This is a genomic window from Planctomycetaceae bacterium (genome assembly GCA_041398785.1).
In the GTDB taxonomy this organism is placed as follows: domain Bacteria; phylum Planctomycetota; class Planctomycetia; order Planctomycetales; family Planctomycetaceae; genus JAWKUA01.
The window spans coordinates 188,514-213,652 of sequence record JAWKUA010000010.1 but is presented as its reverse complement, the minus strand read 5'-3'; the positions used below and the strand labels follow the sequence as shown (position 1 = coordinate 213,652).

24 protein-coding genes are annotated in these 25,139 nt (G+C 60.3%); 14 read left to right on the top strand and 10 right to left on the bottom strand.

Going from position 1 to position 25,139, the window contains the following annotated elements; all coding sequences use genetic code 11:
* Positions 1-80 precede the first annotated feature (80 nt).
* The 7 genes from R3C19_13915 (at position 81) to R3C19_13885 (ending at position 7,593) form a co-directional block, all read left to right on the top strand.
* Complete coding sequence (locus tag R3C19_13915) at positions 81-425, top strand: hypothetical protein (protein MEZ6061436.1); 345 nt, start codon at positions 81-83, stop codon at positions 423-425.
* Between the two features lie 131 nt (positions 426-556).
* The gene (locus tag R3C19_13910; GenBank protein MEZ6061435.1) at positions 557-2,155 is read left to right on the top strand and encodes a hypothetical protein; all 1,599 of its coding nucleotides are present in this window, start codon (positions 557-559) and stop codon (positions 2,153-2,155) included.
* Positions 2,149-3,627: a DUF4350 domain-containing protein gene (locus R3C19_13905; protein MEZ6061434.1), complete on the top strand. Its 1,479-nt coding sequence runs from the start codon at positions 2,149-2,151 to the stop codon at positions 3,625-3,627. Before R3C19_13910 ends, R3C19_13905 begins: the two co-directional genes overlap by 7 nt.
* Before the next feature lie 214 nt (positions 3,628-3,841).
* The gene (locus tag R3C19_13900) at positions 3,842-4,834 is read left to right on the top strand and encodes a MoxR family ATPase (protein MEZ6061433.1); all 993 of its coding nucleotides are present in this window, start codon (positions 3,842-3,844) and stop codon (positions 4,832-4,834) included.
* Positions 4,831-6,537, top strand: a complete 1,707-nt coding sequence (locus R3C19_13895) for a DUF58 domain-containing protein (GenBank protein MEZ6061432.1) — start codon at positions 4,831-4,833, stop codon at positions 6,535-6,537. Before R3C19_13900 ends, R3C19_13895 begins: the two co-directional genes overlap by 4 nt.
* Positions 6,537-7,367, top strand: coding sequence for a hypothetical protein (locus R3C19_13890; GenBank protein ID MEZ6061431.1), 831 nt, complete (start codon positions 6,537-6,539; stop codon positions 7,365-7,367). Before R3C19_13895 ends, R3C19_13890 begins: the two co-directional genes overlap by 1 nt.
* A complete protein-coding gene (locus R3C19_13885; protein MEZ6061430.1) occupies positions 7,348-7,593 on the top strand; it encodes a hypothetical protein in 246 nt (81 codons plus the stop codon). Before R3C19_13890 ends, R3C19_13885 begins: the two co-directional genes overlap by 20 nt.
* 283 nt (positions 7,594-7,876) lie before the next feature.
* On the opposite strand, the gene R3C19_13880 is transcribed toward R3C19_13885, so the two are convergent.
* Together R3C19_13880 and R3C19_13875 are read right to left on the bottom strand one after the other, a co-directional pair.
* Positions 7,877-9,505 carry a glycerol-3-phosphate dehydrogenase/oxidase gene (locus R3C19_13880; GenBank protein ID MEZ6061429.1) on the bottom strand — a complete coding sequence of 543 codons (1,629 nt, stop codon included), beginning with the start codon at positions 9,503-9,505 and terminating at the stop codon, positions 7,877-7,879.
* Positions 9,495-10,238: a glycerophosphodiester phosphodiesterase family protein gene (locus R3C19_13875; protein ID MEZ6061428.1), complete on the bottom strand. Its 744-nt coding sequence runs from the start codon at positions 10,236-10,238 to the stop codon at positions 9,495-9,497. Before R3C19_13875 ends, R3C19_13880 begins: the two co-directional genes overlap by 11 nt.
* Before the next feature lie 316 nt (positions 10,239-10,554).
* Here R3C19_13875 and R3C19_13870 point away from each other — a divergent pair, with 316 nt between their 5' ends.
* Complete coding sequence (locus R3C19_13870; protein ID MEZ6061427.1) at positions 10,555-12,747, top strand: hypothetical protein; 2,193 nt, start codon at positions 10,555-10,557, stop codon at positions 12,745-12,747.
* 290 nt (positions 12,748-13,037) lie between these two features.
* Positions 13,038-13,850: a tryptophan synthase subunit alpha gene (gene trpA, locus R3C19_13865; GenBank protein ID MEZ6061426.1), complete on the top strand. Its 813-nt coding sequence runs from the start codon at positions 13,038-13,040 to the stop codon at positions 13,848-13,850.
* Between the two features lie 20 nt (positions 13,851-13,870).
* Here trpA and R3C19_13860 read toward each other — a convergent pair whose 3' ends face one another.
* From R3C19_13860 to R3C19_13840, 5 genes are all read right to left on the bottom strand, one after another.
* Positions 13,871-15,028 (bottom strand): hypothetical protein, encoded by a 1,158-nt coding sequence (locus R3C19_13860; protein ID MEZ6061425.1) that lies wholly within the window; start codon positions 15,026-15,028, stop codon positions 13,871-13,873.
* A 362-nt stretch (positions 15,029-15,390) separates the two neighbouring features.
* Positions 15,391-15,870 carry a hypothetical protein gene (locus R3C19_13855; GenBank protein ID MEZ6061424.1) on the bottom strand — a complete coding sequence of 160 codons (480 nt, stop codon included), beginning with the start codon at positions 15,868-15,870 and terminating at the stop codon, positions 15,391-15,393.
* Positions 15,871-15,983: 113 nt separating this feature from the next.
* On the bottom strand, positions 15,984-16,739 hold the full coding sequence (gene ubiE, locus R3C19_13850) for a bifunctional demethylmenaquinone methyltransferase/2-methoxy-6-polyprenyl-1,4-benzoquinol methylase UbiE (GenBank protein ID MEZ6061423.1): 756 nt from the start codon (positions 16,737-16,739) through the stop codon (positions 15,984-15,986).
* Positions 16,740-16,852: 113 nt separating this feature from the next.
* The gene (locus R3C19_13845) at positions 16,853-17,473 is read right to left on the bottom strand and encodes a hypothetical protein (protein MEZ6061422.1); all 621 of its coding nucleotides are present in this window, start codon (positions 17,471-17,473) and stop codon (positions 16,853-16,855) included.
* Entirely contained in the window at positions 17,440-17,958 is a 519-nt protein-coding gene (locus R3C19_13840) for a hypothetical protein (protein MEZ6061421.1), read from the bottom strand. Before R3C19_13840 ends, R3C19_13845 begins: the two co-directional genes overlap by 34 nt.
* A 255-nt stretch (positions 17,959-18,213) precedes the next feature.
* Between R3C19_13840 and R3C19_13835 the strand changes: the two genes are divergently transcribed.
* From R3C19_13835 to R3C19_13825, 3 genes are all read left to right on the top strand, one after another.
* Positions 18,214-18,519: a hypothetical protein gene (locus R3C19_13835; protein ID MEZ6061420.1), complete on the top strand. Its 306-nt coding sequence runs from the start codon at positions 18,214-18,216 to the stop codon at positions 18,517-18,519.
* A 44-nt stretch (positions 18,520-18,563) separates the two neighbouring features.
* The gene (pyk, locus tag R3C19_13830) at positions 18,564-20,036 is read left to right on the top strand and encodes a pyruvate kinase (protein ID MEZ6061419.1); all 1,473 of its coding nucleotides are present in this window, start codon (positions 18,564-18,566) and stop codon (positions 20,034-20,036) included.
* Between the two features lie 737 nt (positions 20,037-20,773).
* Positions 20,774-21,211, top strand: coding sequence for a response regulator (locus R3C19_13825; GenBank protein ID MEZ6061418.1), 438 nt, complete (start codon positions 20,774-20,776; stop codon positions 21,209-21,211).
* A gap of 75 nt (positions 21,212-21,286) precedes the next feature.
* Here R3C19_13825 and R3C19_13820 read toward each other — a convergent pair whose 3' ends face one another.
* From R3C19_13820 to R3C19_13810, 3 genes are all read right to left on the bottom strand, one after another.
* Positions 21,287-21,706 carry a universal stress protein gene (locus R3C19_13820; GenBank protein MEZ6061417.1) on the bottom strand — a complete coding sequence of 140 codons (420 nt, stop codon included), beginning with the start codon at positions 21,704-21,706 and terminating at the stop codon, positions 21,287-21,289.
* 82 nt (positions 21,707-21,788) lie between these two features.
* A complete protein-coding gene (locus R3C19_13815; protein ID MEZ6061416.1) occupies positions 21,789-22,241 on the bottom strand; it encodes a hypothetical protein in 453 nt (150 codons plus the stop codon).
* Between the two features lie 42 nt (positions 22,242-22,283).
* Complete coding sequence (locus R3C19_13810; protein ID MEZ6061415.1) at positions 22,284-23,042, bottom strand: host attachment protein; 759 nt, start codon at positions 23,040-23,042, stop codon at positions 22,284-22,286.
* Between the two features lie 460 nt (positions 23,043-23,502).
* Here R3C19_13810 and R3C19_13805 point away from each other — a divergent pair, with 460 nt between their 5' ends.
* Complete coding sequence (locus tag R3C19_13805; GenBank protein ID MEZ6061414.1) at positions 23,503-24,051, top strand: hypothetical protein; 549 nt, start codon at positions 23,503-23,505, stop codon at positions 24,049-24,051.
* A gap of 135 nt (positions 24,052-24,186) precedes the next feature.
* A complete protein-coding gene (locus R3C19_13800) occupies positions 24,187-24,996 on the top strand; it encodes a hypothetical protein (GenBank protein MEZ6061413.1) in 810 nt (269 codons plus the stop codon).
* Positions 24,997-25,139: the final 143 nt, after the last annotated feature.

Here is a 25,139-nt window from a genome sequence, read left to right as displayed (position 1 = left end):
CCCTGGGCAATGGATTGTCCGGGCGACGCATCAGCGCCTGCGGGCGCACCATCGATAGCGTGAATCAAGGAGGAATCACCGTGAACATGAATCGTCTGCGCCTGTTTAATCCGTCGGCACGCGAACCGGATGTTGAGAATGCTTCCGACGAGCCGTCGGATATTCTGCCGTTCCGGCCGCGATCGCGAACGACCGTTGTCAGCGGACGAATGTTTGCTCCCGTTGACCGCGCACGCATCATTCACGACAACGGCCAGTGCCCGGAGTGTTCGCACACCGACGTTGAGCCATTGGAGCTGGAAGACGCTTTGATCAGCCCGAAGAGCCGCCTGCCGATACCGGGGACCGCAACGATTGTCGGCTTTCACTGCCACCATTGCGGCACGGAATGGCCGGTCTACGAAATCTCCACGCGGCGCGTCTGAATCGAACTCAGCTGCCCAAATCCGGATTCAGGCTTTTCATCGTTCGGTGGTCTGCGAGAATAATCGGCGCGGATCGGATTCGCTTCTGATCCGCGCGGCGATGTCTTTCGCAGTGCACGAGTCACCGTCCGATGAGCCGTTTTCTGACAGCCATAATCAGCGCAGCCGGCGTACTGACGTGCGCCGTGGTGTTGTCGGCAACAACAGCCCGGGCTCAGACGGATGACCCTTCGCATCGGTGGCTGCGGCCGCCTTCTGCTGACGGTGCGAATGTCTGGCAGCAACTTCAATTGCTGACGCAGTTGCAGCGAATGGCCATGCAGCGGGAGCTGGATCGCGGTGAAGTCGAAGCACCGCAGAACTTCGCTCACGACTCGGACGCCGGTCAGTACGAACAGTTGCGTCAATTCGCCGACCAGTTCCGTCAGCGCTCTGATGACGGTCGCGGAACAACTGGGTCGCAGGAAGCGCCGGTCACCGGCGCGGATCCGAATTCTCTGATGCCGCTGCTGAGATCTGCGCTGGATGACCCAGCCGTCAGCCAGCAGGCTCGGCAGATGCTTCAGCAGATGGCAAGTGACGCGAATTCGGCGCGGCCATCGTCAGACGCCGGCGGTCGGCCGATCGGCACACGGAATCGTGACGGCGGAGAATTTCCCGGTCAGGCACAACAGTTGTGGCCGGAAGGTGCTGTACCGCCGCCGGGTTCCACGGGGGAAATTCCCGGCGAACTTCTGCAGCGCCTGATTGGTTCTTCCAGCGATTCCCGTCAGGGTGACTCACGGCAGAACGCATTCCCGCTGAACAACGATCCGCCGTTACCCGCCGCGCCGGAGACGCTTCCTGCCGCTGGCTCGCCTGCGGAACCGATATCACGCAATGGCGCTATTACCGAACGACGCACGCAATCCGGCCCGCCCGCGGCGACAGATTCCAGTCAGGCTGCGCCGGAGGCGGACGCGTCGTCCCTTCGCAAACAGTTTCTTGATCCGCTGAGTGAGTCAGAACTGGCGGACGCGTTCCGGAACATTCTGAAGGAAGCTCGTGCGGAAGGAATTCAGCCGTCGAGCGGAACCGGGCTGCAGTCCGCGGCCGATCAGGCGTCGCTGATGAAATTACTCGAAGGACTGCGCGGAGACCTCGTTGACGTTCTGAAGGACGTCATTCTGAAGCAGATGCAGAACCAGGGAAATTCCAACGACGTGCCGGCGGACCAATCAGGCTCCGCCGGCGGATCGTCGGCACCGGCGAAGAACACGGCCACCGATTGGCTCCGGCAGATCTCGGAGGCGCCGTCGCCGGCGGCAGGCGCTGGCGTGTGGGATCGCCTTTCGTTTCCCAACCTGGACGTCTCGTCGATTCTCAACCTGCTGGTGATGCTGGCCGCCGCCGCCTTCGTCGTGCCGTTCGTGCTCCGAAAGCTTTCCGGAAGACGATCCGGCATACGTCGGGCAAAGACGGAACTCAGCCTGATGCCGATTAACAGCGCGGCTGACATTGTGGAAGCGTTCCATCGACTGGTTGCGATCACAAAGAATCAGACAGAACTCTGGTGGCCGCATCGACGTGCTGCGGCGGCCCTGGTCCAGGACGCTCCATTGGCCGCCGGTGCAGCCGCGATTCTGGCGGACTTGTACGAACAGGTCCGCTATTCGCCACCAGGCACGACGCTGACGCCGGAACAACTGGATGAAGCTCGCGCGGCACTGCGGCGGTGTGTGTCATGCTGATTGCCAGGTCAGTGACGCCGGCAGCGCCGCTGGCGGAAGGTTCCCGTCGCCGCACGGACGGCACGGGTACACATGGCAGGGGACACTGGCTGCCTGCAGGCCGGGCACAACTGCGGGTCGCTGCGCTGCTGATCGTGATCTGCGTTCGTGCGGCCGCCTTTCCGGTACCGCTGGCTGCGCAGCAAGCTCCCAGTCCTGTGGTCCCAGGCGACTGGCATTTCGGTTTTGAAATGTTCGAAATGCTGCTGGAACAGCGCGGACTGCAGCACGTCCAGACGGCGGCCGACGCGTTTTCCAGTCCGAGCCAGACGGTGATTGTCATCATTGGCGAACTGCCGAACGAGCAATTCTGGTCCGAGGCGTGGGGCTTCCTGCAGGGCGGCGGACGAATTCTGGTCGCGTCGGATCAGGACGGTATCGCCCGTCGGTGGTTTCGGATGAACGCAGGGCCGGTCACCACGAATCGACGGGCGTACCAGTATCAGCGGCATGGCGACTGTCTGCAGATTGTCGATCTGGATGAGTCACATCCGCTGACATCGGGTGTGAAAACAGTGATTGTGAATCGCTCCGGCTGGCTGTCGGACCTGTCCGACACGGGAACCAATTGGCAGATTGTTGCTCAGCTTCCGCCGCTGACGTTTCCGTCGGAGTCCGCCGGTATGCCGCTGATCGCGGTTTCCGAATGGAGATCGTCGGGCCGTTTGATTTTGGTCGCGGATCACAGTCTGCTGACAAACGGAATGCTGTGGCACGGGGACAACGCGATGCTGGCGATCAATCTCTGCCATTCGCTGTGTCACCCGGACCGGCAGAAGCTGATGTTCATTGTTGACGGGCAGTTACAGGGAACCTATGCGCTGCGGCTGCCGCCGAACGTGCCGCCTCCCGCGATCAGTCTGCCACCAAAGCCGAAGCCACCGGAATCCATTCCGGAACTGCCTGTGGATCAGATGGTGCGGATCGCGAATCTGGTGGTGACCAAAGTGGAAGACTCTAACCTGCTGAACAGCGCGGTGATGCAGCGGCCGCGTGACGTTCCGGCTGCGTATTTTCATCGGGGACTGCTGCTGGCGGCGGTGCTCGCGGCACTGGTTGTGATGGCTCGCGCGCTGACCAACAGCAGCCCGAGTCTCGCCGTACCGACGCAGACTCGGGACATGCTGTCGGCGGCGGACCTGAACGCTGTGCGGCAGGATACGGCCGAAGGTCGCGGCTTGGCGGCTCGGCTGCTGGTGTTCGAACTCTGCCGGCAACTGACGTCGTCGCGTGATCCGGCCGACTGGCGAAAGCTGGTCACCGAACAGTCGCTCGCCGGAGACTCACGGGCGCTGCCGAAGTCGGTCCGGGAAACCATCCCGCTGCTGTTGTCACTTGCCTTTGGCAGTCGGACGCCTCATCTTTCACGCACTCGGTTTCTGGATGTCGGCCGGGCGGTCGAGCACATTCGCAGTCGGAATGCCGCGACATGACTCAACGGGGTGGGCCGCCGGCAGATTGAGCGGTTATTGATATGACTTGGCTCGGTCTTGGCCCACACCAGCCGCGGGGGTTGGATTCTGTCGCTGCCATTATTATCCCATTTGCCTCGGGTTGCTCCGCAATCCAGCGCCGGATCACGGAACGATCGACGCCACTGATTTGCCAGGAGGATTCTCAGCCTCGTAGCCGGACTTTCAGCGCACCGTGAACGATTCCGCCATCAGAGACCTTCCGAACCGTGTCAGTCAGCTTCGAACTCAGACGCTGGCGGCGATCGGCCAGGTGGTTGTGGGCCTGGACGCCGTGACCGAACAACTGCTGATGGCACTGCTGGCCGGCGGACACGTGCTGCTGGAAGGCGTGCCGGGCACCGCCAAGACGACCCTGTGCCGCACGTTTTCCACAGTGCTGGGGATCGATTACGAGCGTGTGCAGTTTACGCCGGACCTGCTTCCCTCCGACGTCACCGGCACGCAGGTGCTGGACCGCGCCACCAGCGATTTTATCCTTCGCAGGGGACCAATATTCTGTCAACTGCTGCTGGCCGACGAATTGAACCGAGCTCCCGCCAGAACGCAGTCGGCGCTGCTGGAAGCGATGCAGGAAAATCAGGTGACGATCGAAGGCACGACACTGCCGCTGCCCGCTCCGTTTATGGTCCTGGCGACTCAGAATCCGATTGAACAGGAGGGAGTCTATCGGCTTCCGGAAGCTCAGCTTGACCGGTTCCTGTTTCGTGTGGAAGTCGGCTACCCGCTGCGCGAAGCGGAAGTTGCGATGCTGGAACTTCACAGCCGCGACATTGTGACTCCCGAACCCGTGGCCAGCGCGGATGAAGTGCTGTTGATTCAGAAGCAGATCGATTCCGTGTTCTGCACGCAGGAACTTCGCGAGTACATCATCGATCTGGTCCGCAGCAGCCGCCAACACGCGGACCTGGCACTCGGCGGCAGCCCGCGAGCCGCCATCAATCTGATGAAGGCCGCGCGAGTTCGTGCGCTGCTTTACCGCCGCGACTACCTGACTCACGAAGACGTGCAGGCCGTCGCGCTGCCGGTTCTCGGGCACCGCATTATTCTTCGTCCCGAAGCCGAAATGGACGGCCGCACTCCCCGGCAGATCGTCGAGGAAGTCATCGCATCCGTCCCGGTTCTGGGTGTGACACCGGCGCCTTCCGAAAGCACTCCGAAGCGATGACAAATCGCGCTCGCATCCTGATTGTTTCGGCGATGGGCGGTCTGCTGCTGGGGATCCTGCGTTACCAGCCGACGCTGTCCCTGGTATCGCTGGCTGTGCTGATCTGGGTATTCTCTGCCTGGTGTTCTCTGATGGTGAAGGCCCGCGTGATGTGGCCGATTGTTTCCTGCGACCGCACTTTGAACGGGCGCACGCTGCATCAACCGGTGCTGTGGGCAGACCGGCCGCTTCGCGTTGAAGTTATGATTTCGTCCACAGGTCGCCGCATTCCGCCGCTGACGACATTTCGTGATGTTCTGCCGGACACGTTTCAACCGCTGTCCGGCAATTCTTCCGTGTCCGTCTGCAGCGGAGCGGATTCGGTGCTGCTGAAGTATGAGTGCTGCATTCGTGCCGCCGGGCGAGTCGCCTTTCCGGGAATTCATGTGCGGCTGTCCGACCCGGCGGGACTGTTTGTTGTGGAGCGGCTGATTCGTGAAGACCGGTCGTATCGCGTGTATCCGACGTTCGTTTCCGTCGGCGACATGCGTCCGGGAGTCAAACGCATCAACTCACTTCCGCAGCACGGCGTCCATCGACTGCAGCGATCCGGGTTTGGCTCGGAACTGCTGGAACTGCGGGAATATCAGCCGGGTGATCCGCCGAAGGCAATCGCGTGGAAAGTATCGGCTCGCCGCGATCGGCTGATGACGCGACAGTACGAATCCGAAGTTCCCGTTCGCGTGAACCTGCTGATCGACGGTTTCGCGTCTTCGCGAGCCGGCGGCTTCGGGAAGCGACTGCTGGACCAGTCGCTGTTCACCGGGGCCAGCATCGCTCGCGCATGCGTGTCCATCGGCGATCCGATCGCCGCCGTGCTGATGGATGAAAGCGGTTCGAAGCGGCTTCCCGCCGGCACGGGAGAACGCGCGTTCTATCGACTGCTGGAAGCGATGAGTGACTTCGCGGAACACAATACGCTGCCGCAAATTTCACTGACGCCGGGTCTGATGGCCAGCGCTTTAGCGGTATGCCGCGAACGGTATCCGGAACTGCTGGACGACCGAATCAATCAGCCTCCGTTTACCTGGCTGCCGCTGCGGCCGAAGAAACGCCGCGATCGGTATCAGCGAAGTCTGCTGGCGAACGTCCTGGCGGAACTGTTCGGTCTGTCTTTGTTCGACATCATTCGAATGGTTCACGACGACCGGATGATGGGAACCGTGTCGTGCCGGTTTCTGCAGAATTCGGGACTGGCCTGGGTGACGATGCCGTCCGGTCGCAACACGGGCACCGGAGACAGATCGAATTCGCGGCTGCGTGCCGTCAGTCAGCAACTGACCAAATCGGTCGCCCGCGCGCGGGACAACGAGGTGTTTGTGATTCTGGCGGATCTGATCAGCAGTGCCGACAGCCTGGAGGAAATGATGCCGGCGGTGAAGATGGCGATGGGCCGTCACCATCGCGTGGTCTTCATTTCGCCGACACCAACCGGTCTGCGGCCGGGCGACGAATTTCCCTCGGCACCGATCGAAAATGCAGCAGACGTGTTTCGTCGAGCGGAACATCTGCGGACGGTGGAGTTCGCATCGCGCGTCCGACGGCAACTGCGCAGGACGGGAGCGTCCGTGGCATTCGCCGGCCCGCCTCGCGCGACCGCGATCGTGCTGGCGGAAGCCGAACTGGCCGGCCGGGGGCGATCCGTCGCCGGAAGGAGCCGCTGATGCGTCCAGTCTCACCTGATTCCGAACTTCGGAGTTCTCTGCATATAGCGATGGCCAATCTGCTGATAGCGCTTGCAGTGGGACTGCTGTATTCGCTTTCCGCGTTTTCCGGGCCTCCGCTGGGCGGCTCCATACTGGAAATTCCGCTGAAGCTTCTGTTTCTGGCGATGGTTGTGCTGACACTGAAAAACGGCATCAGCGGAGTCCTGCTGTTTCTGATGCTGGTGGACCTGTTCTTCCGCGAACCGCAGCGGCTGCGCGGCGCCGATCTCGGAGCGGTGTATGACGCATCACTGGCAATGCTGCTGCTTCTTTCAACGGCACGGTTTCGAACAGTTGCCCGGTCGACGGGACTGCCGGGCCTTCGAAGTCTGCTGAAGGCGTACTTCGCCGGCCGTCACTCTCCGGGGCGATCGACGAGCACCGTGTCGCTTGACGCCGCGTTCGCATGCGGAACAAAAGCTGTGGTGTGCGTGTTGTCGGCGTGGATGTTTCTGTCCCTGATTCCGTCCGATACCGACGCCATGGCGACGTTTCGCCTGCGGCCGAACCTGCTGAGAGCAATCATCGTGGCATTGATCCTGACGGCCGTCTGGCTGATCGGCTCCATCACGCTGAATCACCTGGCATGGCGAACGCTGTCGCCCGCGCAGGCTCGCATCTATCTTCGCGGCGTGTTTCTGCACTGGAATCATCGAGACCTCCGAATGATCGTGCTTCGCAAACTGAAACATCGTCGACGTTCGGCGGCCAGGTCCGTCAAAGCTGATTCCTCGAAATCTGTTCCTTCCCCGACACAGGAGTCCGGTGGTGTTTCTGTACATTCGTGAAACGGTGGGCTGGCTGCTGGTGGGGTCGGGTCTGCTGCTGATGGTCATCGCCGTCTTTGTCGCGCTGAACCGGCAGGTTGTTGAAGCCGGTGTGGTGGTTTTCGCCGCGATGTCGGTGCTGAAGGCCGGAACGCTGCTGGTGCGAGTCTCAACTGCCGCCAGAATCGCGCTGGGCAGCAATGAATCCGACGACGCCGGCCGTCACCCGCTTCGCGGTCGCGAATAGGACCGGTGTGTGGTCTGAGCCGCGTCATTGCTCGGGTGCGCGAGACTCCCGCCGAGTCGCTGCGGACGTCCTGTGGCACACGCGGCTCGGCAGGAGCCTCGCCCTCCCGAATCGCACCCGAATACCGCGACCGGCCAATCAATCAATACTCGGCTGATGCAACGCCTGTGTCCCGGCGGAAATGTCTTGTTGTGTGGCACAGCCAGTGCCAGTGCGCCTGCGCTGCGGAAACCACTGGCAAAGCCAGTGCCACACAACTCATCAATTTCGTGCTGACAAAGCATCAGGCACGGTTGGCTGTCGTCAGGCTGTTCACGGTGGCCACTTCCTGCGCGCAGCGAGCGGCATCCCAGCCAAGTTCGGGAGCGGCCAGATCGCAGACGTCGGTGATTGTCTCCTGAGTCAGCCGTGTCAGGATAAGCAGTGGAATTCGACGGCGAAGAAGATCGACCAGTGTCCGCACCATTTCACTTCGCGCGGCGTGAACGACTTCGGCTCGGCAGAACGGCAGGTCCCTGACAATTCGTGCCGCCAGGTCCGGTGACGTTTTCACGAGAGCGATGATGTCGGCCATGCGGGCACCGTGGCGGCGAGCACATTCCGTGGCAGTTTCCGCGTCGAGTCCCGCGGCTTCCGCTTCCGAACACGTCTGACGCAGCCAGTCGAAAAACCGACCGTCAGGACACCACGCCATCTCTTGTTCCGGAAACGCGTGATGTCGCGGACGTTTCAGCGATGCCAGAATGCGATCGACGGCTTCAATCGCGTCCACTCGCGCCGACGTCAGCTTCCCGCCGATCGACGTCCACAGGCCCGGTACCGTTTCTTCGAACAACCATTCGCGCGACACACCCGATGCCTTTCGGCCCGCTTCCTCCTGCAGCGTGCGAAGTCCCGCGAACGAACCGTGGATATCGTCGTGTGTCCAGGGAATCTGCAGATAGCTGTTGGCCGCCGAAAGCAGATAATCAATGTCGGACATTTCCACGGATACCGATTCAGGGTCGCCGTGAAAGTCAGTGTCCGTTGTTCCCAGCAGCGTGCGTCCGTACCAGGGAATCAAAAAGAAGACGCGACCGTCGCTCTTCGAAGTCAGCAGCACGGCATGCGGCGATTCCAGCGCCGGCATCACCAGGTGAACGCCTTTTGTCAGCCGAACCGCGCTTTCCGGAATGTGCGATCCGGCCGGGTTCGGTGACGCATTGTCGTTGGTTCGTCCGAATTGGCGGTTGACCCACGGGCCGGCGGCATTGATGACGATTGATCCGGTCACGTCGAACCGGCTTCCCGATTCCAGATCGGTCACGCGGACTCCGGTTGCGCGGCCGTTCGCCGTCAGCAGTTCGTCCGCCTTCACATAGTGACAGGCAACCGCCCCCGCTCGGATCGCGGACGCCACGATTTCCAGCACAAGGCGAGCGTCGTCGGTCCCGCAGTCTCCGTAGCTGTAGCCGCCGAGTAACGCATCATTCTTCAGAGACGGCAGCAGCTTCAGAAAGTCCGGCGCGGAGAACCACTCGTGGGCACCCACGGGCTGACGTCGTCCGGCGAGTCTGTCGTACAGCCACAGGCCAGCGTTCATTCGCCACCGGCCGACTCGCGTATCGCGGTACACCGGCACCAGAAATCGCAGCGGCCGAACCTGATGAGGAAGCCGCTGACTGAGTTCACGGCGTTCCCGAAGCGATTTGCGAACGAGGCCGAATTCGTAACGTTCCAGGTACCGCAGTCCGCCGTGCAGCAGTTTCGATGACGCGGACGACGTCGCGCTGCCCCAGTCGGATTTTTCGATCAGAGCAACCTTCAATCCGGCGACCGCAGCATGAAACGCCATCCAACTGCCGTAGATGCCGCCTCCCACAACGACGACGTCAAACGCCTGATTCGTCAGCAGACGGGGGTCACGATGCACGGCCGGAGCGTCCATGTTCGCTAAGTATCTCGCGAGTTCGTTCGGGATCGTTTGTGATGATTGCGTCGACGCCACATTCCCGTGCCGCCAGCACATCCGTTTCGCTGTTGCACGTGTAGCTCAAAGCGACCAGGTTTCGATCGTGAAGCCACTGCACTGTTTCCCGTGACATTCGATCGATGTTGCCGTCGACTCCGAACAGCAAGTCCAGCGAAATCGGTTCGTTAACGGAAACGTCCTGCGGATCTTCCGTGTTCAGCACCAAATTCGCCTGCGGAGCCAGAGTGTGAAGCCGCGCAAGTACTGCCGGATCGAACGCAAGAAACGCGACATCATTCTGTTTCGGAAACTGACAGGCCTGTTCCACCACTTCGCGGACGAATTGATCGCATTGCGCTGAGGAAAGTTGTTCGGCCTTCAGTTCCAGAAACAGCGGAATCCGGCTTCCAAAGTCGGCCAGCAGCTCGTTGAGCGTCATCAGCCGCTGATCGGCAAACTGCTTTCCGAACCAACTGCCGACATCCAGCGTCTGCAGCTCGGCAAGCGTCGACTGGCTGATCTGCACGCCGGCGTGACCGTAGCGATCCAGCGTCGGATCATGGCAGACGATGACATGACCGTCGGCCGTCAGTTGCAGGTCGCATTCAATCGCATCGGCTTGTTGTGCGACGGCCATTTCGAAGGCAGCGCGAGTGTTTTCGGGACACCGCTCGGAAACACCCCGGTGCGCCACAATCCACGGATGAATTTGTTCAGGTCTGAGTTGCAATGGCGAAGCGTTTGAATCGGTACGGACAACGGGTGATCAGCAACGACGGATGTTACCTGTCTGCTTCAACCGGGATTCTATAGACTTTTCAAATGTCACCGCTAATCAGCAGTGTGACAGATCGGAATGCAGAGGCAGCGTCGTAGTGACAGTTGTCGAGATGGACGTTTCTGGTCCGCTGGCTCCGGGCGATCGGCACAGAATCCAGTCGTGGCTGATGAAGACAAAGGCTCATCTCGTTCCGTACCTGTGATTCTCGCGACGATGGAAGGTGCGTTTCGTGCAGGCGGACTCGGATATTCCCTGGCGGATGAGGCCGGATCTGGTGGTTGTCCAGACCGATGCCGGGGCGTCGGAAAGCTGGACCGTCAAGGATCCGCTGCGGCTGAAGTATTTTCATCTGCTGCCGGAAGAAATGACCCTGTTGCAATTACTGACCGGCAGCACGTCGTGGCGGCAGATTCTGACCGCGATGCAGTCGGCGTTTCCGGACGTGCGGTTTTCTCTGGAGAATCTGCATGCCTTCCTGATGTCGCTGGTCCGCAGTGGGTTGCTGGTCAGCACGGTTCCGGGGCACGCGGAACTGCTGCTGGAACAGGATCGACGCGGTCGGGCTGCGCGCAGGTGGCAGAGGATGTCGTCGCTTCTGAGTCACCGGTTTCGCGGATTCGACCCCAACGCTCTGCTGCAGCGACTGGATGCGGTCCTTGGCTGGATCTATCGGCCCTCGGCGCTGGCCGTCATGCTGCTGATCATTCTGTCGGCTGCCTTCGTGGCGGTGACTCAGGCGGATAAGATTGCCGTTCAGCTTCCGGAACTTCGCCGGCTGATCACGCTGGACAATTTGAAGTATCTGTTTGCGGCTGTGGTTGTCATCAAGATCATTCATGAACTGGGACACGGCCTGACATGCTGCCACCACGGTGGCGAATGTCACGAACTGGGAGTCCTCCTGGTCGGTTTTGTGCCAATGCTGTACTGCGACGTCAGCGACACGTGGCTGCAGAGAAATCGGTGGAAGCGGATTCAGGTGTCCGCCGCCGGGATCGTGGTCGAACTGCTGATCGCTTCCGTCTGCTTCCTGCTGTGGCGGTTCAGCATCCCCGGTTCGCTGAATCTGTTCCTGCTGAATGTCACACTTGTGGCATCCGTCAATACTGTTCTGGTCAACGGAAATCCGCTGCTGAGGTACGACGGGTATCATGTTCTGACCGATCTGCTGCGAATGCCGAATCTGGGGACCGAAGCCAGGCGGCTGTCCGGTTGCTGGTTCGACTTCGTTGTCCTGGGAATCCGGCTGCCTCCTGACGCCGCGGAGCTGACTTTGCCGAAGCTGGGCCTGATCGCCTACGGAATCGCGTCGATGATCTATCGGTTCTTTGTGCTGAGCGTCATCTTCTGGGCGATGCACCAGTTTCTGAAACCACACGGGCTGGAGGCGATCGTGATCGTGCTGATGGTGCCCGTCGTGGCGGGACTTGTGGTCGGCGCGGTTCATGCCAACTACGTTCGAATGCGCAGAATTCAGCTTTCCCGCGACCAGCGCGCGTCTCGACGGGCGGCGTTCGGACTAACCTGGTTCGGCGTAATTGTGCTGGTGGTGCTGTTCATTCCGCTGCCCCATTCTGTGAACGCTCCGTTCACGCTGAATTCCGGAGGCGTGCCGGTTTTCGTCGCTGTTGATGGCCGGCTGGCGTCGGCGGTTGCTGCCGGGACGGAAGTCAGAGCGGGAGACACCATTGCCACGCTGACGAATCCCGACCTTCAGCGGCGGCTGGTCGAACAGGAATCCGAACTGCAGATGCACGAACTTCGCCACACGGCATTGCTGGGCCTGAGATCAACCATTCCCACCGCGAGCGCCGCGTTGCCGGCTGCCGAAGACGCCATCGCGTCGGCGCGGGAACGGCTGCAGACGCTGCGACTGGCCATTGACCAGCTTCGGATCGTCAGCCCGTCCGGTGGTCGTGTCGTCAACCAGCGAAACACCACGCGCCAACGGACAACCGAAGCGACGCAGCAGTTCTGGTTCGGCAATCCGCTGGACGCCGCCAATCGCGGAACGTGGCTGCACCGCGAAACGCTCTTGTGCTGGGTGGCCAAAGATTCGGTTCGACAGGCGGATGCTCTTGTCCGGCAGGAAGACGTGGTGCTGATCCCTCCCGAAGCAACCGCAGAACTGAGATTTCTGTCAAGCGTCGGCGATACCGTCTCCGCTCAAGTGACCATCATCGGAACTAATCCCGGAACAGAAGTCGCCCGCGAACTGGCCGTCAACCAGTTGGTTTCTGCAAGACAGCGGGACGATCGGTTTGTTCCCGCGGAGATTCGCTACCCCGTGCGGATGACGCTATCGGCGGGAGCGACCGCTCCGCTGTATTCGTCCGGCGTGGCCAGGATATCCTGCCGGCCGATGTCGCTGGCGTCGCGAGCCTGGCGGGCCATCAGTCATGCCTTCGCCTTTCGACTGTAAGGCGATCGGCAGGTGTCGATTTACCTGCAACGTGGATCCGTCCCGCACCGGCGCGAGACACGTCGGTGGTCGATTGGCCGACGACTGCTGACCCGTTAGTCTTCCGCCACAACTGCAGCACCACTTCTTAAGGCGTGCGGCAGATGAGAATCTACCCGCCAGCCGCAGGGCGATAGCCCCGGTTCTCAGCGAACACAGCCGCGGCTAGCGCCGTGCGGCTCGCGGGCAGATAACAGCTCATCTGCCGCGCGCCTGACGAGCATCCTCACGGGAATCCCTGGACGCGTTCCATGTCACCAATTTCACAGGCTTTCGATCGCGCACAACAGGAAGGCCGGATGGCGTTCATGCCGTTTGTTACGGCGGGCGATCCGGATCTGAAAACCACCGCGGCCGTGCTGACGGCCTTGTCCCGGGCGGGAGTTGATCTGATTGAACTGGGTTTTCCGTACAGCGATCCGATCGCGGACGGGCCGGTGATTCAGGCTTCCTACACGCGAGCTCTGGAGCGGGGAATCACGGTGGAAGGGATCTTTCAGGCGATGGAATCGCTGAAGAATTCCGGACTTCCGCCGGTGCTGGCGATGGTTTCCTATGCCATCATCTTCCGATACGGACCGGAGCACTTTGTTCAGCGAGCCGCCGCTGTCGGATTCCGCGGACTCATTGTTCCCGACCTTCCCGCCGACGAAGCAACGGACGTTCACAACCTGGCGGCGGCCGCCGGCATGGACCTGGTGCAGTTGATTGCTCCGACGACATCTGCCGCAAGAACGCAGCAGATCCTTGATGCTTCGAGCGGCTTCGTGTACTGCATTTCCGTCGCGGGAACCACGGGAGTCCGCAACGAACTGCCTGCCGAACTTTCGCAGCAACTGGTCGAACTTCGCGGAAAGACTCAGCTTCCGCTGGCCGTAGGCTTCGGCATCAGTGGAGCGGATCAGGTGGCAAGCCTGGCGGGAGTCGCCGACGGCGTGATCGTCGGGTCGGCGGTTGTTCGTCGCATCGCCGAAACGAATTCCGCCGAAGCTGCCGCGCAGACAGTCCAGGCGTTCGCCGAAGAAATGTGTCGCGCGGTGAAGCTTGTGAAACCGTCTCACTGAGGTTTCCGGACTGTTGGCAGCTATCCGTTTGCGGGCGGCTGATCGCTGTTACGGCTTCGAGCAACCGGAAGCAGCAACTGCAGCAGCAGAAAGATCACCACCGGAGCAATCCAGATGATTCTGGCTGTCTGCAGAGCCCATGTCGGCAGGTCGGCCACCTGAGCAATCAGCAGGTAGACAACCATTCCCAGCGTCACGTAAGTCAGAACGCCGCAGCCAATGGCCGTCATCTGACTCTTGAAAACGCCACGCTCTGACGCTGCATCCGAATGCACATCCACCGTTCTGCGGCGACGCAGCGATTTTTCGATTCCTGCCAGCAGCTCAAGAGAATGCGAAAACTGCCGCATCGCCGTCTGGCACTGTTCCGGCGATGTCAGAGCACTTGTCAATCGATCAGGCAGCGTCGGTGAGAATCCGTTCGCTCCGGTGGCGGAATCGCAGGAGTTCCCCGGTGCGAGGAATCGGAGAGTGCCTTGTTTCCCATCAAACAATGCGACGTGGATTTCACCGGCCGGAGCTTCGGCGGTCTGTCCGGCGGTCAAAGTCAGCGTTGCCGGCGGCAGCTTTGCCTCCGCCACCTCGGATGCACCCAGTGTGATTGTCCGCGACAGCAGTACGTCATCGGCCGCTCGAACGTCGATCGCTGTCACCTGACTGTAAGAAAAACCGCAGCCGCACAGGGCATCGATTGCCGCCAACTGTACGTGGTCCAGCGACGCGTCGTGAGATCCCGGAATCGGCAGCGACAAGGCCAACTGCCGAACGGAAGCACGCCGGTTCGTAACTTCGTTGTCGGGTTCGACGTACCACCGACCGGACAGAACAATGATTCCGCGACGACTTTCATCCAGCAGCAGGTGCAGCTCGTAACTGAACGCGGTCGACACATCCTTCGGAGGCAGTACGACAACATGGCAATCAACCTGCGAAGCCTGCCGTGCCAGATAGACGGACTCCTGCGCGTCGGAAGCCGCGACCAGGATCACATCTGTCTGCGCATCGACCAGCACATCTTCCGCCGACGATGCCAGCCGCAAAGGAAGACCGGATTCTGCCACTCGGTCCTTCAACTTACCCGTGACATACCCGACAGTCAGTTCATGGATTGCTGACTCATGCGCCGCCTGCAGCAGCACAATTGCCTGAGCCAGATTTCCAACAACAGAAAAACGCATCCTGGTCCTGAAGTCCGCAAGCGTGCCCGGAACGCACTGGTGAATGACAGTTCGATTTGCAGGCGGATTCTAACGACTTCGCCTGACAAAACTCCCGTCGCCAGGCCTGATCTTCACATCCCCGATTTCGATCAAACGCTGTCGAAGGCCGGAGGGATCGAACAAGCGCAGCAAGTCCGGCGGGGCAGGGCGTACGCGGGATCAGCGGACTGCGCAGCCAGGATGCCGCTTGCGAAGTCCGGCCTCTCCCGCGCGTCGCGGTGCTGGTGCGACCTATTCCGGAGGCTGCGCTGGGAGAGACGGAATCGCGGGCGATGCGGCGCAGGGAGAAGTGCGTTCCGGGTGAACGAACCTCGGGCGGATCAATAGATGCCGCGGGCGTTCCAGTACGGGAAGTAGAAGTAGTAGTTCAGGCCGTAGTTCGGATTGTTGTAGCGATACGGAATCGCGTTGATCGGCCCGGTCCGGCGAACCGGAAGTCGCGGTGTGATGTGCTGCACGGTGGTCTGATGGCGGGCATTCCCGGTCAGCAGTTCCATCGTGGTGTCGTGACGATAGGACGGGTTGACGTTGTACTCCGCTCGATTGAACGGGATGGCGTCGTAGATCTTTTTGTAGGCCTGAGCTTTGGCGGCGACCTGATGGCCGCACTTTTCGGCGTCGACGGCTTCGTCACCGTCCGCTGCTGCTTCTGCGGCTTCGTCAGCCAGCGGCAGTTTTTCCGCGGGTGTGATTTCCATCTTGAACCCGGAATCGAACTCAAACACTTCCGCGCCGGCAAGTTTGCTGACGGCGACGACTGCAATCCATGCCAGCAGACACAATCGAAATCGGACAGACATGTTTTTTCCCCCTTGCTAGCCGCGCACACTGCACGTCGCGGTGATCTTCTGAAAACGCAGTGACTGCGATTGAAGATGCCGGGAGCGGTCACCCTGTGTCAATCCTTCAAAAGTCAAACGGCATGTTTTGACTTTGCGGTTTCCGAAACCACGCGGGGTTCCGATTGTGAGGGTTTGTGGCCGATGTACAGCGTGGCAATGCCGCCGGTCAGCGGTTGGAACGCCGTGCGTTCCAGTCCGGCTTCTTCCATGAGCTGCGTGAGCTGTTCTCCGTCGGGAAACTCGGACACCGACTGGGGCAGGTATTCATAGGCGGCGTGGCTGTTGCGCGTCAGCAGGTGACCGAGCTTCGGCAGGATATTGCGGAAGTACCACTGGTAGGCGCTGCTGACGATTCGGTTGTCGGGCAGCGAAAATTCCAGCACAACAACGCGTCCGCCGGGCATGGCGACGCGAGTCATTTCTTCCAGCCCGCCGATGGTGCTGCTGACGTTTCTGAGACCGAACGCCACCGAAACGATCTGAAACGTATCGTCGGGAAACGGCAGTCCCTGAGTATCCGCTTCCATGAAGATGATGTCGCGCGAGCCGCGTTTTCGTTCGGCTCGTTCCAGCATTCCGTGAGTAAAGTCGGTCGCGAGAATCTGTGCATCCGATCGCGCGGCTTTGCGCCAGGCGAACGCCAGATCTCCTGTACCGGTGCAGACGTCCAGAATGGGAGCGTCGCCGGAGGGCCGAACGGACCGAACGGTTTTCCGCCGCCAGTACATATCGGTTCCGGCGGACAGAAAGTGATTCATGAAATCATAGCGCCCGGCGATTTCGCCAAACATCTGGCGAACGCGTGTACCGGACTTGTCGACGGGCATGGGAATCACTCGAACAGAACAACCGGCCGGCGAACCTCGGCCAGGACAAAACGGACGGACGGTGGACCGCCAAACAACCGCAATTCAGAATCACGCGTAACAGCCGACGGCGGCTAATTCTCTTCGCCGGGTGACTTCAGTTCGCATTGGCTGAGTGCCAGCAGGCAGTAGGCGGTTACCAGGTTCGGATCCCCTTCCTGCCACCGATCGGCCGGATTCGACCAGCTTCCATTGGCCTGCTGCAGTGTGGCCAGGCGTTCGATCAGTTCATGTCGCCAGTTGTGACGAGTCCCGGACGCGTCGGCGAACTCATCTTCACCCAGCGTGTTCATCGTTTTGGCGAACGTGTGAAAGTAGTAGAACAGTCCCTGCTGTCCCATCCCCGGATTTTCCGCCAGCGAATAGTGACGACGAATCCACTCCGTCGCGGCTATGACTCGCTGGTCATCACGATCCAGTCCGGCGTAGATCAGACTCTTCAGCCCCGCGTACGTCATGCTGGCGTAGGATCGCAGGCCGCCATTGTCGGTGGTGCCGGCCTTCGAATCGCCACCGGCTGCCGGTGTGTAGTAGAAGCCACCGTCGTTGATTTTTCCGGCAAACTGTGTGGTGTTGAATTCTGATTCCAGGTTCTGCGACCGTGACAGAAACACCAGCACGTTCTTCATGGCGGGGTCGTCTTCTTTGACGCCGGCTTCCTTCAGTGCTTCAACCAGATACTGCGTGTTGGACATGTCGGGACGCTGGTGAGAACCGTAACCGCCGCCTCCCAGGCCGGATCGGAGGATTCGATGCCTTCTCCCTGGTCCCACTGCAGTCCCTTCAGAAACTCTTCGGCATGACTGATGGCGTCCGCATAGCGACCGTCTTTATTGGCTGCCGAAAACGCCAGCACCGTGATGCATGTTTCATAGTTTCGGTGCAGACTCCCGACGGCGTAGATGCCTCCATCGGGCTTAATGTGGCTTTCCAGATGTTTCAGCCCCGCGGCGACCTGAGGGTCATCGACGGGTCGGCCGGAATTCAGCAGAGCTGCGGTGACCAGGCCGGTGATTCCCACCATCTTGTCACTGGTCCAGGACCCGTCAGCGTTTTGAGTCAGTTTCAGAAACTGAAATGCCTTGTTTCGCATGTCGACGATGGATGAGTCGTCGGCAAACGTCGGTGAACCTGCCAGCAGCAGGCCGCTGAGAACCAGCGTGTAGGAAAGTCGCAGCATTGTTATTCTCCGTGAAACGTTGGCACAGCCGTCGCTGATACCGTTGTCACTGACGCAGCTAAAGCGTGCAGCCGATGAGTTGTTACCAGTTATTGCAGAGGACGGGGCGACGCGTCTCCGAAAATCACCGACGGATGGGACTCGTCACTTTGTCCACAATGGAAGACTTCCACCGGTTTCTCGCCTGAACCGGTACCCTGGTCACGAACATCCTACCGGTCGCCGCGCCGCCCTTCTACTCATGCAGTCCGCACGATGAACGACAGTCATTCTCCGCTGCCGCAGCTTCCCGTCAACTCGCCGGACCCGGTTCCGGTGTTTAACTGCCATGTGATTCTGAGTGTTGCCGACGAAAACGGACGGCGTTGCGGTCGTGTGGCGAATCTTGAAGGAATCGAAGTCGCCGGCACCGGCGAGCGAGAGATTCTGATGGCGATCACAAGGCAATTCAAAGCCTTCGTAAAGAAATACCATGACGCAGGCCGAGACATTCCCTGGATCGAACCGCCCGCGACGGCCCGGCCGGGAGAACTGGAACGGTTTGTTCCCGTACATCTTTAGTCGCGCCGGATCCCGATAATTCCCGGAGTTTTCGAAAGTCCGCCATGTCGCCTCCTCCGAATGTTCCTCTGCAGATTCGCAAGCTCGCAAAAACGCGGATCATCGCGACCGTCGGTCCCGCCAGTGAGAATGAGGACACTTTGCGGCGACTGGTCCTGGCGGGAGTCGACATTTTCCGGCTGAACTTTGCTCACGGCAGCCACGAGCAGCTTTTCGAAATTCTGCAGCGCATCCGTCGAGTGTCTTCGGCGCTGGCGATTCCCGCGGGAGTTCTGGGCGATCTTTCCGGGCCGAAGATTCGTCTGGGCGAAATTCCCGGCGGCGAAGTCATGTGTCAGAACGACAGCATCTTTCGCTTCGTTCGCGGCGTGGAATCGTCCGTGCCGACCGATCTGACGTGTACCTACGATCGCCTGATCGACGATGTCGATCAGGGCGACAGAATTCTGCTGGCGGACGGCACCGTGTCGATGCTGGTGACTCAAAAGGCCGAAGACGGAAGTTCGGTCTCGTGCCTGGTGGCAGAACCGGGCGTGATTCGCAGTCGCCAGGGAGTCAACCTGCCCGGCGTCGCGCTAAGCACTCCGGGGATCACGGAAAAGGATCAGGACGATCTGAAGTGGGCGATCGACAACCGGCTGGATTTCATCGGCCTGAGTTTCGTGCGACGGGCTTCCGACATCGATCAACTGCGGAAACTGATCGAATCTCATCAGCCGGCGTTTCCGCCGGTGGTGGTCGCCAAGATCGAAAAACGCGAAGCGATCACTGATCTGGATAACATTCTGGGCGCGGCCGACGCCGTCATGGTGGCTCGCGGCGATCTGGGTGTCGAAGCGGAAATCAGCCGGGTTCCGATCCTGCAGAAGGAAATCATCCGACGCTGCAACCACGCTCGAATACCCGTCATCACGGCGACCCAGATGCTGGACAGCATGCAGAACAACGACCTGCCCACTCGCGCCGAAGTCAGCGACGTCGCCAACGCGGTCATCGACGGTACGGATGCCGTCATGCTGTCGGGAGAAACCGCGATCGGCGTCAATCCGGTCGCCTGTGTTCGCATGATGGAAAAGATCGCCGAACAGGCCGAACCGTTTGTTGTCCCGCCCGATCACGAAGGAATCACCCACGAATCGCGGCGAGCCAACCCGATCACCGAAGCCGTGACCCTGGGAGCCACCGCCGTCGCGAATCAACTGAACGCCGATCTGATCGTGATCGCCACCAGTTCCGGCCGCACGGCTCTGGCGCTGTCGCGCCAGCGAGGAAAGGTGCCTGTCCTGGCGGTAACTCACCGCGAAGACACCGTTCGACGAATGTGCCTGTACTGGGGAGTCACTTCGATTCAGAGCAAGCTTGTGCGACAGTCGGCCGACGCGCTGCTACAGTTCGTGGTTCAGTGGGGGCTCGATCAGGGAATTCTGAAATCCGGCAACAAGATCGTCGTCGTCGGCCACACGAACTGGCTGGGAGGCGAAGGGCACGACCTGATGATGGTCCACGTCGTCCCGTAGCGACATTCGGGTCGCACGTCTGCGTTCCTCCAACGACGCCAGACAAACCACGAGCGATGCTTTGGACTGCGATGATCCAGCATCGCTTTGGATTTCGGATTGGACTGCGGTGATCCAGCATCGCTTTGGATTTCGATGTGGAGTGAAAAAGCAAAACGACGACCAGTCGTCGCACTCCAAACGCGTCGCACGATGACAGCGCTGTCCCGCGCCGTGGAGGTTCCGGCGGCAGAACTGGGCAGCTCCGATATCACCCAGCCGATGAGCCGATCGAGTTGTCGCAACATGTGCGGTCTGATGACTCATACTGTGACATCGACGCCCCGCGAATTGGCCAGGAGTTTCGAGAATCTTGGAGAACGCGGTTTTGGCGCGTCCGAATCCGGGACGCATCGACGTGGAAGGCAGAGACGTTCCGATTGGTTCACAGCCAGCCGTTCAGATTTCGATACGCGACAGCGGTCCCGGGCCGAATCTTCAGCAGACGGACAGCATTTTCGGACCATTCTTCACAACGAAACGGCTTGGAACGTGTCCTGGCATGGCAATTGCCGAGCAGATTGTCGATGCCCACGGAGGACGGTTTTCCGCCGGGAATTCGCCGACCTCGGGCGTGGAAATTGTTTTGTCACAGGCGAAGACGTTCCGAAGCCGCCAACCGATTGCACGCTGACCACTGCTGTCCGCCGCAACACGATTGTCCCTCGGGCCGGCTTCCGGCGACGGTGGGGATGGCGATGTCAGACGTGCTGGACAGCGCATCGGATGGCAGACGGCTGCGGATCGCTGTGGCGGACGACGAGTACGAACTTCGGCAGTATTTCGCCCGAGTTCTGCCACACCTTGGCTACGAAGTCGTCATCCTGGTGGCGGACGGCGAGGAACTTGTTCGCCTGTCGCAGAAGTCACGGCCGGATCTGGTGATCACAGACGTCATTCTGCCGGGAATGTCCGGAACCGTGGCGGTTTCGGTAATTCGCCGCTGGCATCCCGTGGCCGCCGTCTTTGTGACGGAAAACGCGTTTGAAGATTCCGCGGCCTCCTCTGCCGAACGCTGTGTCGCTCTTGCCAAGCCATTCGCGATGAGCGAACTGCCGCACGCGATCGACCGGGCGATGCTGCTGCGGTCAGAACTGGAACGCCACGTGCGGTTCCTGCGCGACTGGGATATCTGACGGAAGTCGGGCCTCCGCCGCTTCCCAAAGCTGGCCGAAAGACGGGTGGTGGAGCGACGATCCGCACGGCACGGTTCAAGCCGGCGTCTCACCTTTCACCAGAATCACGCGGCAGGTCGCTCGCAGCAGGACCGCTTCCGCGATTGATCCGATTGCCTTCTCCGGTGCCATTGTCTGTCCGTGCGTTCCCATGACGATCTGCCGCACGCCGGTTTCTTTGGCAAGTTTCAGAAGTTCGTCGACCGGATTGCCGCGCAGAAACCGCCGGGACACCGCTACGCCGACCGAATTCCTGGCGACGGCGGAAAGCTTCGTATGAAGTTCCGGTTCCAGCGGATCCGCAACGTCCTCTTCCGAGTGTGGCAGCACGGCCGATGGCTTGACATGAGCAATCAGCAGTTCCGCATTGGAATGCGCCGCAAGACTGACGGCGTAGTCGGCCGCGGCAGCCGCGTAGGGAGAGAAGTCGGTGGGAACAAGAATTCTGGTTGTCATGTCCTTTTCACGCCTGGAAAAAATCAGTTGGTCCGCAAACGCCTGTTCCGGCCGCGGTACCGGCGTCCCGGACGCCTGTTGGTCAAAGGTACATCGGGTAGTTGGTCGGTTCGTACGGCCGAAGCCTGTAGTGCGCCTGAAGAAAGGCTACCAGGTTGATGAGCTGTTCGACAGTCATCACTCCGTTGTAGTTCGTCATCTTCGACACACCCTGTTCCGAAACATCTTCAGGTTTGTATCCCGGAGCCAGCTTGTGCGACGGGTTGATGATGGAAGTCACCAGTTCGCCGTAGGTTCTGATGCGCGTGACTTCTCCGCCAAGGTGGACGACGGTTCTTGCCGGTTCGGTCAGCTCCGGCAGCTCCACACCCGAAACCGTGTGACAGTGATGGCAGTTGAGTGCGACGAAGGTTTCCTGTCCCTGAGCCGCATCGCCGTCGGGAAGCGTGAAGCCCTTTTCCGATTTTGGGCCGGCCTCACACCCGGTCAGCACGACGCACAACACAGCGGGAAGGAAGAGCGACAGAATCTTCATGGCGGTAACTCCTGAAATCGAAATGATCGCCGGCGATTCGATTCACTCGCCGGATTCAAACACTCGGCGTGCGATTTCCGGAAGCGACAGGCTGGTCCATTCCTTGTCGACTTCCCGTTCGATCAGTTTTGAGATTGGTGGCGTCAGCTTCTTTCTGAGTTCTCCCAGAAACAGCGGCGGAGCGGCGATCATCAGCCGTCGAACGCTGCTGGTGGTTCGCAGATGGTCAAGGTAATCGACAACGTGGACAGCGAAGTCTTCCGCGGTCTTGTGCCGAAAGTCGGTGCGCGGCTCCAGCACTTCCCGCTGACCGCCGCCTGAAGAAAAACGGCCCGGACGATCCGACTGCGCCTCCGACGGCTTCATCTGCGACTTGGGGGACACCAGATCGCAGACTTCCACAAGCTGATCGCCGCCGCACGCTTCCTGCTTCAGAACTCGCGCACGCGCGCGATCCGCGACGACGATCCACAGCGGTGCATGAATTTGTCGGGCAACTTCCTGGGGACTATTGTTGGTCAGGTCTTCGGCAACTGCCCGAAAAATCGTGTTGCTCAGGTCATCCCCGGCATTCGACCGCAGGAGATCCAAAAATCCGGACGGTGCCGCGAGTGCAAGCTGACGAAATCGGCCCTCCTTCTGAGCCAGCGTCAGATACTCAAGCAGCTCATCCGCAAAGCGACCTTCCGGTCCGGCACCATTGGCGGAAAAATCGCGCACTGGAGTCAGATCATCAGGTGACAAGTCAGAGGCAAACAGGCGAGCCCGCGTTTCATTGGCGACAAGAGTCCACGTTGTCATTCAAGTCTCCTCACCATTCAACACAACTGCTGAAAACAACACTGCCGAAGAAAACACCGCCGCAGACGACCCGCACACTGTGATTCGGCATGAATCACACGAACACGCGTCCGGCAGCATTCAACTTACATCGGGCAATGACGTTCCCGTCACCTCGAAAACAACACACAGAATGAGTCCAAGCAATTGCCGTGCCCGCGCACGAAGCAAGCCGCCGCAGCGGGTGGCACGGACAATTTGTGACAGCGGCGACCATTCCGCAATTCGAATTGGCCGAATCCGCCCACGTTGCCGTTCATCATCCGCACACTGTGCTCCGTGAGAACGTCGCAGCGAAACAAATGATCCCGGACATCCGGAGAGTGAAATCAAAACAGGCACGTAAGTTGCCCGAAGGAAGCTGCCTCGCGCAAGCGCATTTGGGTCGCGATTTGACTGGCATCAGGAGAGGAGAGCCGAAGTGAATTCGCACCGACTGATGGTGATCGGCCGTGTTCATCGCAGTGGAATTCCCCGCGCAGGCGCGATCGTCCATTTGACATCGTTTACGGCGGCCGGAACCGCCATGAACCTGCGCCAGGGTGTCGGCACGCGAGTCAACACGAACACCGATGACGACGGGTATTTTTCGATCTATGTCGGAGTCGCCGATATCTCGTCGGGAAGACGGGGAGTCCACGGCGGGACGTCGTCGATGTGGGAACACGCCGACATGCTGCGAGCCCACCTGCACGTTGTGGAAAGTACCGGCGACGATCAATTTGCCGGCTTCGGAACCAACGTGGAAGTCGTCGTCGTTCGCGTTGTCAGCCTGCGAAACATTTCTCGCGGCACGGTGCCGGAACTTTCTGATCCGACTTCGTTTGCTCGCGACGTCGGCGAAAACTATTTGCGGCTGCGAGGCTACCTGAGCCGAATTCCCTACGTCGGACTGACCGTTGTGCCGCCGAGTCCGGAATGGCTGGAACTGCTGGGGTTTCAGGACATCGACCTGGATTCGCATCGATAAGCACAGTTCGCGCCGCGGGGCGCCGTCGTTCCGTCAGGTTCTGCCTCGTGAATCTGCAGCTACAATGATCGTCTGCTTTGCCTTGTGGCGCCGCTGCGCCGTGAATGGAAATCTCCCGCGCGGAAGCTGTCGACGATGAGAATTCTCAGACCGATCATCACACTGCTGTCAGCGGCAGTCACCCTGTCGACTGCGTCGATTCAAGTGTCGGCGGAGCAACAGACCGTACTGAAGATCGACGGGGCTCGATTTACGCTCAACGGTCAGCCGACCTTTCTGCTGGGAATCAGCTACTACGGCGGACTGGGCGCATCGCAGCAGATGATTTCCCGGGACCTTGATGATCTGCAGCACCACGGTTTCAACTGGCTGCGGTTGTGGGCCACCTGGGATAGCTTTGGCAATGACGTCTCCGCGGTTGACGCTCAGGGCTCACCGCGTTTGCCGTACCTTGAGAAGCTGCAGTGGCTGGTGGCGGAATGCGACCGTCGCGGCATCGTGGTGGATGTGACGCTGACACGGGGCCGCGTCTCCGGTGAATCCGGCGGCAGCCTTCCCGACATGGCCGCTCATCAGCGCGCGGCGGAGTCGATCATCCGAGCACTGAAATCCCATCGAAACTGGTATCTTGACCTGGCGAACGAGCGTGACGTGCGCGACGCCCGATTTGTCAGCACCGATGAACTGAAGGTGCTGCGGGAACAATGCCGCCGACTTGATCCGGAACTGCCGGTGACCGCTTCGTTTGGGGGACACGATCTTTCCCGCGACGATGTCCGCGCGGCATTGAACGATTCGGGACTCGATTTTCTGGCACCGCACCGGCCGCGGCATCCGAAGTCTCCCGGACAAACGGCGGCTCGCACGCGGGAAGTGCTGACCATGCTGCAGGAACTGGGTCGTACCGTTCCCGTGCATCATCAGGAAACTTTTTGCCGAGGCTAGAGGCTATCTGAGAATCGGCAGATTTTGTTAAGGTGTTTTCAGGAAAGGGTTTCCATCACTCACAACTGACAGGGAAGTCACGATGTCTCGTGCCGCTTATCCGACCGATGTTTCTGACGCTCAGTGGGAACTCATTAAGCCGT

Excerpts from the sequence above, each read along its gene's own strand:
- R3C19_13910 (MEZ6061435.1), top strand. The coding sequence starts at position 557 with ATGAGCCGTTTTCTGACAGCCATAATCAGCGCAGCCGGCGTACTGACG.
- R3C19_13905 (MEZ6061434.1), top strand. The coding sequence starts at position 2,149 with ATGCTGATTGCCAGGTCAGTGACGCCGGCAGCGCCGCTGGCGGAAGGT.
- R3C19_13895 (MEZ6061432.1), top strand. The coding sequence starts at position 4,831 with ATGACAAATCGCGCTCGCATCCTGATTGTTTCGGCGATGGGCGGTCTG.
- R3C19_13890 (MEZ6061431.1), top strand. The coding sequence starts at position 6,537 with ATGCGTCCAGTCTCACCTGATTCCGAACTTCGGAGTTCTCTGCATATA.
- trpA (MEZ6061426.1), top strand. The coding sequence starts at position 13,038 with ATGTCACCAATTTCACAGGCTTTCGATCGCGCACAACAGGAAGGCCGG.
- R3C19_13860 (MEZ6061425.1), bottom strand. The coding sequence starts at position 15,028 with ATGCGTTTTTCTGTTGTTGGAAATCTGGCTCAGGCAATTGTGCTGCTG.
- R3C19_13855 (MEZ6061424.1), bottom strand. The coding sequence starts at position 15,870 with ATGTCTGTCCGATTTCGATTGTGTCTGCTGGCATGGATTGCAGTCGTC.
- ubiE (MEZ6061423.1), bottom strand. The coding sequence starts at position 16,739 with ATGCCCGTCGACAAGTCCGGTACACGCGTTCGCCAGATGTTTGGCGAA.
- R3C19_13845 (MEZ6061422.1), bottom strand. The coding sequence starts at position 17,473 with ATGTCCAACACGCAGTATCTGGTTGAAGCACTGAAGGAAGCCGGCGTC.
- R3C19_13840 (MEZ6061421.1), bottom strand. The coding sequence starts at position 17,958 with ATGCTGCGACTTTCCTACACGCTGGTTCTCAGCGGCCTGCTGCTGGCA.
- R3C19_13835 (MEZ6061420.1), top strand. The coding sequence starts at position 18,214 with ATGAACGACAGTCATTCTCCGCTGCCGCAGCTTCCCGTCAACTCGCCG.
- pyk (MEZ6061419.1), top strand. The coding sequence starts at position 18,564 with ATGTCGCCTCCTCCGAATGTTCCTCTGCAGATTCGCAAGCTCGCAAAA.
- R3C19_13825 (MEZ6061418.1), top strand. The coding sequence starts at position 20,774 with ATGTCAGACGTGCTGGACAGCGCATCGGATGGCAGACGGCTGCGGATC.
- R3C19_13820 (MEZ6061417.1), bottom strand. The coding sequence starts at position 21,706 with ATGACAACCAGAATTCTTGTTCCCACCGACTTCTCTCCCTACGCGGCT.
- R3C19_13815 (MEZ6061416.1), bottom strand. The coding sequence starts at position 22,241 with ATGAAGATTCTGTCGCTCTTCCTTCCCGCTGTGTTGTGCGTCGTGCTG.
- R3C19_13810 (MEZ6061415.1), bottom strand. The coding sequence starts at position 23,042 with ATGACAACGTGGACTCTTGTCGCCAATGAAACGCGGGCTCGCCTGTTT.
- R3C19_13800 (MEZ6061413.1), top strand. The coding sequence starts at position 24,187 with ATGAGAATTCTCAGACCGATCATCACACTGCTGTCAGCGGCAGTCACC.